The organism is Nocardia sp. IFM 10818, assembly GCF_054655275.1.
Window position 1 is genome coordinate 5,389,458 of record NZ_BAAHJH010000001.1, and the last position, 13,420, is coordinate 5,402,877.

General features: G+C 67.7%; 14 protein-coding genes. 7 read left to right on the forward strand and 7 right to left on the reverse strand.

All coding sequences use genetic code 11. The annotated features are described in order from the left end of the window. The first annotated feature begins 33 nt into the window (after window positions 1-33). From ACYQ5L_RS25005 to ACYQ5L_RS25015, 3 genes are read left to right on the forward strand one after another with little or no spacing between them, the layout of a single operon-like run. Entirely contained in the window at window positions 34-777 is a 744-nt protein-coding gene (locus ACYQ5L_RS25005) for an ABC transporter ATP-binding protein (protein WP_459960729.1), read from the forward strand. Further along, the gene (locus tag ACYQ5L_RS25010; RefSeq protein WP_459960730.1) at window positions 774-1,565 is read left to right on the forward strand and encodes an ABC transporter permease; all 792 of its coding nucleotides are present in this window, start codon (window positions 774-776) and stop codon (window positions 1,563-1,565) included. The genes ACYQ5L_RS25005 and ACYQ5L_RS25010 overlap by 4 nt, the downstream gene beginning before the upstream one ends. Beyond that, window positions 1,562-2,170: a TetR/AcrR family transcriptional regulator gene (locus ACYQ5L_RS25015; protein WP_459960731.1), complete on the forward strand. Its 609-nt coding sequence runs from the start codon at window positions 1,562-1,564 to the stop codon at window positions 2,168-2,170. Before ACYQ5L_RS25010 ends, ACYQ5L_RS25015 begins: the two co-directional genes overlap by 4 nt. 119 nt (window positions 2,171-2,289) lie before the next feature. Here ACYQ5L_RS25015 and ACYQ5L_RS25020 read toward each other — a convergent pair whose 3' ends face one another. The 3 genes from ACYQ5L_RS25020 to ACYQ5L_RS25030 form a co-directional block, all read right to left on the reverse strand. Beyond that, on the reverse strand, window positions 2,290-2,511 hold the full coding sequence (locus ACYQ5L_RS25020; RefSeq protein WP_459960732.1) for a Trm112 family protein: 222 nt from the start codon (window positions 2,509-2,511) through the stop codon (window positions 2,290-2,292). A gap of 10 nt (window positions 2,512-2,521) precedes the next feature. After that, the gene (locus ACYQ5L_RS25025; RefSeq protein WP_459960733.1) at window positions 2,522-3,094 is read right to left on the reverse strand and encodes a GtrA family protein; all 573 of its coding nucleotides are present in this window, start codon (window positions 3,092-3,094) and stop codon (window positions 2,522-2,524) included. Window positions 3,095-3,231: 137 nt separating this feature from the next. Continuing rightward, window positions 3,232-5,607, reverse strand: coding sequence for a hypothetical protein (locus ACYQ5L_RS25030; RefSeq protein WP_459960734.1), 2,376 nt, complete (start codon window positions 5,605-5,607; stop codon window positions 3,232-3,234). 308 nt (window positions 5,608-5,915) lie between these two features. On the opposite strand from ACYQ5L_RS25030, the gene ACYQ5L_RS25035 reads away from it, so the two are divergent. The 3 genes from ACYQ5L_RS25035 (at window position 5,916) to ACYQ5L_RS25045 (ending at window position 8,866) form a co-directional block, all read left to right on the forward strand. Beyond that, on the forward strand, window positions 5,916-6,938 hold the full coding sequence (locus ACYQ5L_RS25035) for a glycosyltransferase (protein WP_459963532.1): 1,023 nt from the start codon (window positions 5,916-5,918) through the stop codon (window positions 6,936-6,938). Continuing rightward, entirely contained in the window at window positions 6,928-8,067 is a 1,140-nt protein-coding gene (gene rffA / locus ACYQ5L_RS25040) for a dTDP-4-amino-4,6-dideoxygalactose transaminase (protein WP_459960735.1), read from the forward strand. The genes ACYQ5L_RS25035 and rffA overlap by 11 nt, the downstream gene beginning before the upstream one ends. 160 nt (window positions 8,068-8,227) lie before the next feature. After that, complete coding sequence (locus tag ACYQ5L_RS25045) at window positions 8,228-8,866, forward strand: DUF4097 family beta strand repeat-containing protein (RefSeq protein WP_459960736.1); 639 nt, start codon at window positions 8,228-8,230, stop codon at window positions 8,864-8,866. Between the two features lie 14 nt (window positions 8,867-8,880). On the opposite strand, the gene ACYQ5L_RS25050 is transcribed toward ACYQ5L_RS25045, so the two are convergent. Beyond that, a complete protein-coding gene (locus tag ACYQ5L_RS25050) occupies window positions 8,881-9,816 on the reverse strand; it encodes a MerR family transcriptional regulator (RefSeq protein WP_459960737.1) in 936 nt (311 codons plus the stop codon). Window positions 9,817-9,894: 78 nt separating this feature from the next. On the opposite strand from ACYQ5L_RS25050, the gene acpM reads away from it, so the two are divergent. Next, on the forward strand, window positions 9,895-10,200 hold the full coding sequence (gene acpM / locus ACYQ5L_RS25055; protein WP_459960738.1) for a meromycolate extension acyl carrier protein AcpM: 306 nt from the start codon (window positions 9,895-9,897) through the stop codon (window positions 10,198-10,200). A gap of 172 nt (window positions 10,201-10,372) precedes the next feature. Here acpM and idi read toward each other — a convergent pair whose 3' ends face one another. Genes idi through ACYQ5L_RS25070 form a run of 3 tightly spaced genes read right to left on the reverse strand, consistent with a single transcriptional unit; the run spans window position 10,373 to window position 13,410 of the window. Then, window positions 10,373-10,981, reverse strand: coding sequence for an isopentenyl-diphosphate Delta-isomerase (gene idi / locus ACYQ5L_RS25060; RefSeq protein WP_459960739.1), 609 nt, complete (start codon window positions 10,979-10,981; stop codon window positions 10,373-10,375). Further along, the gene (locus tag ACYQ5L_RS25065) at window positions 10,978-11,856 is read right to left on the reverse strand and encodes a geranyl diphosphate 2-C-methyltransferase (RefSeq protein WP_459960740.1); all 879 of its coding nucleotides are present in this window, start codon (window positions 11,854-11,856) and stop codon (window positions 10,978-10,980) included. Before ACYQ5L_RS25065 ends, idi begins: the two co-directional genes overlap by 4 nt. An 18-nt stretch (window positions 11,857-11,874) precedes the next feature. Then, entirely contained in the window at window positions 11,875-13,410 is a 1,536-nt protein-coding gene (locus ACYQ5L_RS25070; RefSeq protein WP_459960741.1) for a family 2 encapsulin nanocompartment cargo protein terpene cyclase, read from the reverse strand. Window positions 13,411-13,420 lie beyond the last annotated feature (10 nt).

Here is a 13,420-nt window from a genome sequence, read left to right on the forward strand (position 1 = left end):
ATTCAACACGTAGTGAATTCAACACTTGATGAATTGAGGGTGACCGTGACCGCGCCCAACTCCGCGCCCGCCATCGCGATCGAGCACCTGCAGGTGCGCCGTGGCGGGCGGCAGGTGCTGCACAACATTTCGCTGACCGTGCCGCGCGGCAGCATCACCGGCCTGCTCGGGCCGTCCGGCTGCGGGAAGACCACGCTCATGCGGTGCATGGTCGGCACCCAGCTTGTCGAATCGGGCTCGGTGCGGGTGCTCGGCGAGGACGCCGGATCGCCCGGGCTGCGGCGGCGGGTCGGTTATGTGACCCAGGCGCCCAGCATCTACGACGATCTCACCGTCACCGACAATGTCGCGTACTTCGGTGCGCTGTACGGCTGTTCGTACGAGGATGTCGAAACCGCCATCGCCGCGGTGGGATTGAGCAGTCACGCGGGCAACCGCAGCAATCAGCTCTCCGGCGGGCAGCGCACCCGCGCCTCCCTGGCCTGTGCGCTGGTGGCCGATCCGGAACTGCTCGTCCTGGACGAGCCGACCGTGGGCCTGGATCCGGTGCTGCGCGCCGATCTGTGGGAGCAGTTCCACGAGCTGGCGCGCGGGGGCCGCACCCTGATCGTGTCCAGCCATGTGATGGACGAGGCCGAGCACTGCGACAAACTGCTGCTCATGCGCGAGGGACGGCTGCTGGCCCAGCTCAGTCCCGATGAATTACGTTCCGACACCGGCGAATCCAGCCTGGAGAACGCCTTCCTCGCGCTCATCCGAATGGGAGAACAACTGTGACCGCCGATCTGCTGACCCGTCCCGCCGGGCCGAAGCCGTTGCGCTGCTACGTCGCCACCACCGTGCGCATTCTCGAGCAATTGCGCGCCGACCATCGCACCGTGGCCATGATTCTCGTGGTGCCCGCGGTGCTGATGACGCTGCTGTACTTCATCTATCAGAACTATCCGACCATGCCCGGATCGACGCCGCTGTTCGACCGGGTCGGCATCACCATGCTGGGCATTCTGCCGTTCGTGGTCATGTTCCTCATCACCGCCATTGCCATGCAGCGCGAACGGGTTTCGGGCACGCTCGAACGGCTCATGACCACTCCCCTGTCGAAGTTCGATCTGCTCGCCGGATACGGCACCGCCTTCTCCCTCGCCGCGGCGGCACAGGCGACCATCGCCTGCCTGGTGGCGTTCTGGCTGCTGGATCTGGCCTCGGCGGGCAGTCCGCTGCTGGTGGTGCTGATCGCGGTGGTCGACGCCATTCTCGGGGTGGCGCTGGGTCTGCTGGCGAGTGCCTTCGCGCGCACCGAGTTCCAGGCCGTGCAGTTCATGCCGGTGATCGTGGTGCCGCAGCTGTTCCTGTGCGGGCTGCTGGTGCCGCGCGGCCAGCTGCCGGGCTGGCTGGAGGTGATCTCCAATGTGCTGCCGCTGTCCTATGCGGTGGACGCCTTGCAGCAGGTGGCCACGCACACCGGCGCGACCGGGCAGATGTGGCGGGATCTGGCGATCGTGGCCGGATTCGCCGTCGTCGCACTGGCTCTCGGCGCGGCCACGCTGCGGCGGCGGACCGCGTGACGGGCGAGAACGGCACCCGCAGCGGGCGACGGCCCGGACAGTCCGGCACCCGGGAGGCGATTCTCGACGCCGCCCGGGCGCGGTTCGCGGAGGTCGGCTTCGACAAGGCGTCGATCCGGTCGATCGCCGGTGCGGCGGGCGTGGATCCGGCGCTGGTGCACCACTATTTCGGGACCAAGCAGGAATTGCTCATCGCCGCACTGCATCTGCCGCTGGATCCGGACATCATCCGGGCGCGGATCGCCCAGGTACCCGATGAGGTGCTCGGCGAAGGCATCGTCCGGGCCGTGGTGGGCGTATGGGATACGCCGGTCGGCACGCAGGCGGTGGCTGCCATTCGCACCCTGCTCGGCGGCGGGGATGCCGCGCTGGCGCGGCACTTCCTGCTCGAGGTGGCCTTGAAAGACGTTCGCATGCGGGTGGATTCACCACCCGGCACGGGCGCCACCCGGGTCATGCTGGCGGCCTCGCAGATGGTCGGCCTGCTGGTGACGCGCAAGATCCTGATGATCGAGCCGATCGCCTCCATGCCGGTGGACGAGCTCGCCGCCATGGTCGGGCCGAACTTGCAGCGCTACTTCACGGGCGACTTGCCATTCAGCTGAGCCGCTGGAAACCCCGCCCCGGGTCTGAACGACCCGGGGCGGAGTGGAGCTGGGGTGGTTGGAACCCGGCCGGGGCGGGCGATGTCCGGGAGGAACTCGGCCCGCCGTGCTGGAGGGGTTCAGCCTTGCGCGGTGAAACTCGCGTGTTCGAGGTCGGTGACCTTGCGGGCCTCGTCGGCCAGCAGCACCGGGATGCCGTTGTCGATCGGGTAGGCGATGCGCAGGCGCTGGTTGTAGAGCAGGCTGTCGCCGTTCTCGTCGCGCACCAGCAGCAGCGGGCCCTTGTCCTGCGGGCACGCGAGCAGGCTCAGCAGGGTGGCGTCCAGGATTTCCTCCGACATGACCCTCAACCTACCGGGCCGCGCCGGCAGGCCGGGAATCGTGTGCGTCATGGGGGCCGTCGTGGGGATCACGGCGGAACGAGATGTGCCGGTGCCCGAAGAAGGTCACCGCCGCGACCAGGCCCATGACCGCCACGGCGGCCGGCTCCTCGGGAGCGTGGAACACCGAGACCACGAATTGCAGCAGCACCATATTGAGCACCATGCCGACCGAGTTCACGCCGACGAACGCCACGAAATCGCGCAGCACCTTCCCGCGCACGCGGAACACCAGTGTCCGGTGCAGCACGAAGGCGATGACCACGCTGATGCTGTAGGCCAGCACCACCGACAGGGCCGCGGCGATGTCCTTGGACACGGCCCCGTCCAGGATCTTCAGCCACATGATGGTGAGGACCATGCCCATCAGCGTGTTGAAGCCGCCGACGAGCGCGTAGGCGACCTCCTGCCGCCGCACCAACCGCAACAGCGGACCCGGGGGAAGGTCGGCCGGCTCGGACTCGCCCCGCCGCGCGGAGTTGGCGTCCGTCTCGACGGCGGCGATCGGCTCGACGGCCGCACCTGGCTCGTCAGCGACAGCCACCTCGGGCGTCACAGCCTGGCCGTTTGCCCGCCACGTGTCGGCGCCTGCGGTCCGGACTCCATGGGGCGCAAGAGCATTCACACGGTCCGTGGCGGTCGTTCCCGCCTCGCCGGTAGTCGGCCGGGGCGCGGGGGCGTTCACGGGGCCGTACCCACCAATTCGCGATCCGGCGAACCGTTCTCGTCCGTGGCGACGGGCGCGTCGTCCTTGCGGCGTCGGGAGCGGATCCACAGCCATTGCAGCACGCCCAGTCCGGCCAGACCGGCCGCGGCGGAGGCGAGGCCGATCTTCCAGCCCGGCGGCCGCCAGGAGACCTCGAGCTCGGCATTGCTGGTGCCCGCCGGGATATCCACGGCGACGAAGGAATTCGCGACCGTGGTGAACGGAATGGTCTTGCCGTTCAAGGTGACCCGGTAGCCGGGCCAGCCCAGGCGCGCCAGAGTCAGGCGGCCGCCGGATTCGGAGCTGACGCGCACCCGGCTGGTCTCGTCGGTCTCCCCCAGCGAGGTGGCGGTGACATCGCGGGCGTCGCCGATGCGGCCGTTCACGGTGGAGATGAGGCCGTTGTCGCGCTCGAGCACCCAGATGTACTTCTCGTGGCCGGGCACGTCGACGAAATGCCAGCCCGCCGGGGCGGGTTGGTTGCCGGCATCGGGGAACATGGCCTTCTGCAATACGACTCGGTCGATGAGCATCAGGTCGACCAGGGTGCGGCCGGTGCTGGGCTCGGGGGCGAACATGCGGCGGTAGGCATCCGGGCAGACGCTGCCGTCCCAGCGCATGCACAGCATTTCGCCGAAGTAGAAGTGCCCGTTGGGCGTATAGCCGTTGACGTAGTTCAGCTCGAGATCCTTGGCGTAGTTGCCCCACACCAGCGAGCCGTACGCACCCCGCAGGCTCTTCTCGGACGGCTGCACCAGGCCGCGATCGCTGAGCTGCAAGGTGGTGCCGGTGTCGAACTTGGGGAACGCCGCCCGCGCCTCCTGCCGGTTGGCGGGCAGGTCCCAGGACATGATGTTCGGATTCGCCGCGAGCACCTGGAAATACGCGATGGGGACCATGGCGCCGATGGTCAGCAGCACCGCCGCCGCCGTGCCCTTGGTGCGGCCCAGATACACCACACCGGCCACCAGCGCGGCCACCACGACCGCGGACAGCACATGCCACACCACATCGTGCGGATCGGCGGAGAAGGTGCGCACCCACAGCAGCAGGATGAGGACACCGGCGGCGATAGCGCGGTTACGCCAGTCACGTACCGTGCCGAAGCGGCCCAGCAGCACGCACACCAGCACCAGCAGGCCCAGCGCCAGCATGGGCAGCACGCGGGCGGGCCAGCGCAGCGGGCCGATGGTGCCGGGACCGGCGGTCCACATGAGCATCATGATGGCGAACAGCGCGATGGAGACGAGCTGCTTCCACTGCTCGCGCGCGGCCTTCCAATCGATGAAGGCCAGCGCCGGGATCAGGAACCAGGCGATGTAGACCATGGGCAGCGGCTGCACATAGCCCCACCAGGAACTGAACGCGGGCAGCGTGCTGGGCAGGCTGGCATTCAGCGATTCCGACCACGGGACGGTGAGGAACTGGTCGTTATTGATCTGGGCGGTGCCGCGCCAGCTCACCTTGGCCGAGAGCATGCTGGGCAGGAAGGTGAGCAGACCCGCCAGGCCCGCGCACAGAGCCACGACAGTCAACCGAGCGAGCGGGGCCAGCGCGGCCAAGCGACGCAGCGCTGCGGTCCAGGACGCCCACGACAGCCCGCGCAGCCAGCCGACCAGGAGGAATCCTCGAAGCGCGGTGATCCAGGTGGTCGCGGGCACACGGAGGGTCTGCCAGTTGAGTACGAGTTCACCGACCACGACGGCGAGCAGCATGAGCGCGGCTTCGACCGCCGGGAACACGTATTGCACCGAGATTGTCAGGTACAGGAACACGAAAACCGGGATCGGCCCGCTGTGCCCGCGGGCGTAGCGCACCGAGGAGGCCCAGGCGTGGATCATCCACGCGGTGCCGGTCATGGCGGTGGCCCAGCTGGCCGAATCGAAGAACAGGAAGAAGCCGCTGAAGGGGAAGGCCACGCCCGCGGCGGCGGCCCATTCGGGGCGGCTGCCGTAGGCCAGGCAGACGCGGTAGACGCCGAGGGCGGCGATGATCGCGAAGACGAGCTTCACGATGGTGGCGTACACGGCGAGATTGGGCACCGAGGGCGCGATCAGATCGATCAGCAGTTGCGGCGGGTTGAAAAGGCCCGCTTCCTCATTGGTGTAATTGCCCGACATCCACTGTTCCGGCGCCAGCAGCGGGAAATGCCCGTCGCGGAAGGCGCGCCCGAACATGACCCACAGTCCGGTGTACTGGGATTCGGTGTCATCAGTGAAGAAGTGGCGGGGATTGGCCAGCAATACCGCGAGATAGCCGAGCGCCACACCGATCGCGGTGAGGACGCCCCAGCGGATTTTCTCCCGCCTCGCCGAGCGCTCCCTGGGCTCGGAATCGGTGGACTCGGCCACCTTCGAAACTGCACTTTCCACCACGAGTTCCAGACCCTACAGGGACGAGCGCGGCGATGGCATGGGCCCGCCTGTTACACGCGGGGCGGAAGGCGCGAGGATGATGTCGTGATGACCTGCTGCGCCGATTGCCGCGACCTGCACCGTGTTAGAGTTTCCCGCGGCTCGGGCTCTGTTGTTCAGCGAGGAGTTCCGGCACGCACCGTCATCGAAAGTCGATTGAGCTGATGCCGATTCCGTCCGAAAGCACGTACCGGTCCGATACGACCGAGTCGCGCGAATACCGCGGCCCCGCCGGGCAGACGCGGGTGCATGCCGTTTCCGTGGTCGTTCCGGTGTATCGCGGGGAGGAGACGATCGGTCCCCTCGTCGCTGAATTGGACAAATTGGGCGGGCCGATGACCTCTCCCGGAGGCGCGGCCTACCGGGTGGACGAGATCATCCTGGTGCACGACCACGGGCCCGATCGCTCCGATGTGGTGCTGCAGGAGCTGGCCGAGACCTATCCGCAGGTGCGGGTGGTGTGGATGAGCCGCAACTTCGGGCAGGACGCCGCCACCATCGCCGGCATGGCGGCCGCGCGCGGCGACTGGACCGTCACCATGGACGAGGACGGTCAGCACGATCCGGCCTTCATCGGGGACTTCCTGGACGCGGCGCTGAATCAGCGGGCCGATCTGGTGTACTCCAAGCCCACCAATACCCGGCCGCACGGCTTCCTGCGCAATATCACCTCGCGGGGCGCGAAGATCGTGCTCGCGACGCTGTTCGCGTTCCCGGATTCCACCCGGTTCGAGAGCTACCGGCTGATTCGCGGCGATATCGCGCGGCAGCTGGCCGAGGTGGCCTCCAATGGCGTGTATCTGGACGTGGCGCTGACCTGGGTGGTCGGCGAGGTGGCGCAGGTGCCGGTGCAGTTGCGCGCCGAGGGGCGCGAGGAGTCCGGGTACAACTACCGGCGGCTGTTCTCGCTGTTCTGGAAGATGGTGCTGTGCAGCGGAACTCGCGGCCTGCGGCTGGTGAGCCTGCTCGGGGTGTCGATCGCCCTGGGCGGCGCGGTCATGGCCGGCTGGGTGGTGTGGCACGCGCTCACCGACAGCGGCGGCGATCCCGAGGGCTGGGCGTCACTGATGATGGTGCTGTTGCTCTGCTCGGGCGCGATCTTGTTCTCCCTCGGCCTGATCGCCGAGTATCTCGGAGTGGCCCTGCACGTGCTCGTCGGCAAACCGCTGTACCTGACGGTGGATTCGCCGACGCCGCGCCCGGACCGGCCCCGGCAGTATCAGCACAGCGACGCAGCGAGCAGGGGGACCGACCCGAGTGAGCACTGACCGCATCATCTTCAGCCGCCCGTTCCGCGCCTCCAAGGAACTGGCGAACGTCGGGGCGGTCCTGTCCTCGGACCACAGCCACGGCGACGGCCCGTTCACCTCCGCGGCCACGGCCAAACTGCGCGGCATCACCGGTGCGCCGTACGCGCTGCTCACCACCTCGTGCACGCACGCGCTCGAAATGGCCGGGCTGCTGCTGGAACTCGGGCCCGATGACGAGGTGATCGTGCCCAGCTTCGCGTTCACCTCCACCGCGACCGCCATGGCGCTGCGCGGGGCGACGGTGGTGTTCGCCGATATCGACCTGGAGACCGGCAATATCGATCCGGAGTCGGTGGCGGCGGCGATCACGCCCAAGACCAAGGCCGTGGTGATCATCCACTACGGCGGCGTCGGCGCGGATATGGAACGGCTGCAGCAGCTCGCGGACGCGCACGGCATCGCGCTCATCGAGGACAATGCGCACGGCCTGGGCGGCAAGTGGCGCGGCCGGCTGCTGGGCACCATCGGCACGGTCGGCGCGCTCAGCTTCCACGACACCAAGAACGTGCACTGCGGTGAGGGCGGCGCGCTGCTGCTCACCGACGAAATCCTCATGGCGCGTGCGGAAATCGTGCGCGAGAAGGGCACCGATCGGGCGCGGTTCCTGCGCGGCGCGGTGGACAAGTACTCCTGGCAGGACATCGGCTCCAGCTATCTGCCCAGTGAGCTCAATGCCGCCGTGCTCGACGCGCAGCTCGAGGAGTTCGACACCATCCAGGCCAACCGGCACCGGGTGTGGAACACCTACGCCGCCGGCCTGCCGGAATGGGCCGCCCGCAACGACGTCCGGCTCATGAAGGTCCCCGCCGACCGCGACCACACCGCGCACCTGTATTACCTGCGCGTCCCCACCGAATCCCGCCGCGACGACCTCATCGCCCACCTTGCGGCTCGAGGCATCTCGGCGCCGTTCCACTACATCCCGCTGGACTCCAGCCCCGCCGGCCTCAAGCTCGGCCGCACCCCCACCCCCTGTGTGCGCAGCGCCGAATTCTCCGGAACCGTTGTGCGCCTGCCTCTTTGGCCCGGGCTCACCGAGGAGCAGCTCGCCCGCGTCATCGACGGGGTCACCAGCTTCACCGTCTGATCGGATCGGGTCGTCGCCCGGCCCGATCGCACGCATTTTCACCCCCTTGACGTCGACGCACGTCCCCCTCCTTGCATATACGTATACTTCTACTTATAGTGAGTACTACGTATACATCTACTTATAGCCACACTGTGGCTGTGACCCGAGGAGCGCAGACATGCCCACCTTCCAGACCCCGGACCCGATCACCCTCACCGTCGAGGTACTCAGCGGCAACGTCACGGTGATCGCCTCCGACCGCACCGACACGGTCGTCGAGGTCCGCCCGGCCAACCCCGCCAAGAAGGACAGCGTCCGCGCCGCCGAGCAGACCCAGGTCAACTTCACCGGCGGCCACCTGGCCGTGACGACGCCGAAAGGCTGGCGCACCTACAGCCCCTTCAGCGGCAACCCCTCGGTCGACGTCACCATCGAGGTCCCCACCGCCTCCCGCCTGAACGCCACCACCGCCCTCGGCCGCCTCCTCGGCAGGGGTGAACTAGGCGAGTGCACCCTCGAGGTCTCCTCCGGCGACATCATCGTCGAACAGGCCCTCGATTCGGTCACCGCCACCACCGCCCAGGGCGACATCCGCATCGGCGAAGCCACCCGAGGCACCCTCCGCCTCGAAACCTCCATGGGCGAGCTGGAAATCGGCATCCACCCCGGCAGCGCCGCCCGCCTCCAGACCAACACCCTCCACGGCAACGTCCAGAACGTCACCCACCCCGTCCCCCAGGACACCAAGAACACCGTCGAGGTCTACGCCCGAAACTCCTACGGCAACATCATCATCCGCCCCGCCACCGCCGCCTGACCCCCTCCCCCACGCTACCGCCGCGTCGGCGGCTCGGCGGAGGTGGCCAAGGCGTTGTAGACCCAGTTGTGGGCCTGACCCACGGTGATTCGCGGGCTGAGGAATTTTGCTGTCAGGGTCCAGTAGCGGTGAATGCGGGGGTTGGCGTCGGTTGCATCGGCCAGGAGGTGCTTGCGGTAGTGCGGGGTGTCGCGGTAGCCCCGGGCGGTTGCGTGAGCGGTAACGAAGCGGTCGAGTTCGGGGCCGCTGCGGGGGTGGGTGCCTTCGGATACGTGGGGAACGACGTCGGTCATTACGTCGCCTACCTCGGCGTAGAGTTTTCGGCAGTCGTGGATCAGCTCTGGCTGGGATCGCCAGAGTTGCTGTCGCACGGCGGTGTTCAGTTCGGGGTCGGCGGCGAGGGTGGCCAGTTCGGCGTAGGCGACGACGTCGTCGACGGAGGGGTCGGCGGGGGGCTCGGGGACGTTCCAGCCGACGTAGATGTCGATGTCGCCGCGTGGGATGGGGGTGAGGATGCGGTGCCAGAAGTGCACGAGGGAATCATGTGCGGCGCCCCCGTCCTGGGCGGCGGCCAGCATGGCGAGGCGGGTGGGGCGCTGCGCCGGAGTGGCCGCCTCGATCGCATGGAGGGATGCTCGACGCCAGGACAGGGATCTGAATTCGAGGTCGAGTCGGGCGCTTTCGGCGGTGATGGCCTCGGCGATCGACTGGTTTCCGTGCAGCACATCAGTTATCGGGCCAAGCCCGAGACCGAGGGCACGTAAACGCCGGATCAGGAGTAGTCGTTCGGTGGCGGCGGCGGGATCGAACATGCGATGACCGCCCGCGCTGCGCTGGGATTCCAGAATGCCTTCGTCGCAGTAGAACCGGATTGTCCGCACCGCAAGTCCGGTGCTGCGCGCCAATTCTCCGATGCTCACGAGCGCATCGGCTTGTGTGTCGTCTGTCACAACCTCTTGAACCTCCACCCCGGTGGAGCACTTAGCGTACCGGCGTACTGCGGATGTGATTACAGAGGAGAGTGATTCGTGGCTACCACGCGGGAAGAGATCATCGCCGGCATTGCGGAGATCGTCGAGGAGGTGACGGGTATCGAGGCCGCCGAGGTGACGGCCGAGAAGTCTTTCGTCGACGACCTGCAGATCGACTCGCTGTCGCTGGTGGAGATCGCCGTCCAGCTGGAGGACAAGTACAGCGTGAAGGTCCCCGACGAGGACCTGGCGAGTTTGAGAACCGTCGGCGACGCGGTCGCCTACGTCCAGCGGATGGAGTCCCAGGAGCCGGAGCTCGCCGCGGAGATGGAGGCGAAATTCAAGGAATCCCACTCGAATTGATATGTGAGGCCCCCGATCCGCCAGTAATCGGGGGTCTTGCGCGCGAAGACATGTGAAACGACATCGACCGGGAACTGGTGGCGGCAAAGCCCGAGAAGGGTCCGCCACCAGTTCCCGGTCGATGATGTTTCAGATTGAGATGCGTGCCTGGACGGCTCGCGAGTGCTGATGGTCAGGCGGGTGTTGAGCCGTTTGTCTTGCGGGAGACAAGATTCGCCCGGTGGGTGGCGATGGTGGCGAGGACTCCGCTCAGCCAGGGGGTGTAGCGCTCCGGCGCGGTGTCGATCTCGGCGGGGAGCGTTTCCGGGTGGACCCACGAAACGGCTTCGACCTCATCGGGATTCGGGTGGGGGGTGGCGCCGTTGAGGTGGCCGATGAGGACGTGGTCGAATTCGAATTCGACGCGGCCGGTGCGGGGGTCCGAGGCCTGGTAGGTGAAGGTGCCGATTTCGGTGAGATCGGCGGACAGGCCCAGTTCCTCGTGCAGGCGGGTCGAGGCGGCTTCCACCACGGATTGGCCGGGGGCGGGGTGGCCGCAGCAGGTGTTGGTCCACAGGAGCGGGAAGCGGGTTTTCACGCCGGCTCGCTGTTGCAGCAGGACTCGGCCGGCGTTGTCGAAGAGCAGGACCGAGAAGGCTCGGTGCAGGCGTCCCGGCGCGGTGTGGGCCGCCGCCACCGACAGGGATCCGGCCGCGTGGCCCTGCTCGTCGACGAGTTCGACGAGCAGGGTTTCACGGTCGATCGCCGGGGTGGCGTCGGATGCGGTGGGGGTGCCGGTCACCTACCCACCTTATCGGCGGTGATCATGAGGTATTGGAAGCTGCCCTCCTTGTACGAGGTCAGGAAGGGTTTTTCCACGCCGGTGGCCAGTTCGGAGTGGGTGCGCAGCTCCCAGTAGGGGATGGTGTCGGGGGTGAGGTCGCGCACGGCGATCGGCACCAGGTTGTTGGCGGCGAGGGCCTTGAAGTACTCGCTGCGGGGATGGATGTTGCAGCCGTAGTGGGCGTCGATCCAGCTCACCGAGGCCGACCGGGCGCCGAACACGTCGTTCGAGCAGCCGGTGATGCAGACGTAGCGGCCGCCCGGTTCGAGCAGGCGGGAGAACTCGGCGAACAGCTCGAAAAGGTCCACGTACATGGTGGTCTCATTGGTCCAGATGCCGCGCTTGGAACCCGACTCGAAACCGGTGTCGAGCATGTTCTTGAAGTGGAACCGCACCTTCTCCGAGACGCCGCGCTCACGGGCCTGGTCATTCGCGAACCCGACCTGGTATTCGGAGATGGTGACGCCGTCCACCCGGCAGCCGAACCGCTGATTGGCCATGAAGCTGGTCCCGCCGCGCCCGGACCCGCCGTCCATCAGCTGGTCGCCGGGCCGCACATCACCGAGCTGATCGAGCAGCGCGTCGGCCTGCGCGGTCTCCAACCGGTGCAGTTCCTTGACCAGCCGATCCTGCCGGGTGTCCTCCGGGCCTTCCAGCACGGACAGATCGGGTTCGCCGATGCCGTAGTGATGGTGGTAGAGGCCGTCCACCTCACCGAGCTTGGTGTTGACGCGATCATCGTTGGGATTGTTGTTCCAGTACGCGGCCACCGATTTCTGATATTCGGTGCGCAGCACACCATCGGTCTCGGTCTGTGGCTCGAGTACGGTCATGGCGGTAGATCCTCTCGATTAGTCGTTGTATCGGCGGCTGTCGGCATGCCAGGCGCGGTTGCCGCCCATCCATGCCCACAGCCCGCCCAGGAAGCGGCGCAGTTCCGGGGATCCGGTGGCGGCCAGGGCGCCGGCTTCGGCTTCGAATCGGTGCACCAGTTCGTCGTGCACCGCGGCGGTGCGCTGCACCGCTTCCCGCCGCGAGCACTGCTCCTCCGCCGCCAGTACCGTCGGCAGATTGAATTCCCGGCCGTGGGAAAGGTCCTCGCGCGCCATGGAATACAGGTCGTTCACCATCTGGCTGGCCAGCGCCGCGGTGGTCACCACCCGCCGCACGCGCGGATCGGCGTACTCCGGTGCCGGTAGTTCGTAACCGCCCACGGCGTCGAGCGGGGCCATGCACGGCAGGAAACTGTGCGGCTGGCGATTGAGCAGGTACTCCCACACCGGCGGCATGCGCCCCGCGGCCCGCCAGCCGGCCTCCGCGCCGAGCGCGATGAACCAGCCCGCGATCTCGGTCCGCAATCGTGCCACCTGGGCGGGCGAGGCGAACTGCGCCAGATGCTCGAAGGAGGTCCGGAACGCCCGCAGAATCGGATCGCTCTGCATGGCCTTCTCCACCTGCACCTGATAGCGCGCCGGCAGATGTACGGGATCCATTGCCGCGGCGGCCAATTCGAGCCGTGGCCCGAGCTCGGCCTCCGGAGTGGACTTGGATCCGTCCGGCGCGATGTCGCTGGCGTCCTCCTCGCAGTAGTAGTCGTCCACCGACCACTCCGTCACCGCGCATTTGGCGGCCGCGAGCAGGCGATCCGCGTCGTCGCAGTCCGGATGCGCCAGCATGATCAGACGCCCGAAGTCGGCCTTGCGAAGATCATCGAGGCGTCCTTCGTACAGTCCGATCTCCTTGGCCCAGGCGATGATTCCTTCGTTCACCGCCTCCGCCAGCAGCGGGTCGTCCCGCACCGGCGGCGGACAGTACAGCGCCGGTATGGCCCGGCCCTCCGGTTGCGTGCGCCGAGTGGAGGATGTGCCGACTCCCTTGGGGCCCTGCGTAATCCGCCGCTCCGGATCTTCCGATTCGGGACCGGCCGGGGCCGGGAGAATCCGTCGCAACAGCGCCGACCCGGTACCGATCCCGCTGGGGGAAAGCGGAATTCGAGCCTTATCCGGAACCGAGGCTGCACCGGGAACCGGACTATGAGCCGTATCGGGACCATCGGGCGCAGCAACCCCCTGCCCGGCGCCGTCGCCGGGCGCGACGGGACGGGCGGCGAGAGCGGCAGCCGCACTGATGATCTCGGTGGCTGGCAGGTTGATCCGCAGGCTCGCCGCACCGAGCCCGCTGGGCCCGATGAGCCGCTTGGGTGCGTGCACCTCAGCGGCATCGGATTCGCCTATTCGTGGATCATCCAGCGGGGCGCCGGGTTCCACACTCTCCGGGACGGTGAGGACGGACGGCGCCGCGGGATCGAAATTCTTCAGCAGCTCCGCGACGGCCGCCGCCACCTCGTGGGTGGCGGGCGGCGCGGCGGCACGAGAGAGCACCGACATGGCGTGCTCC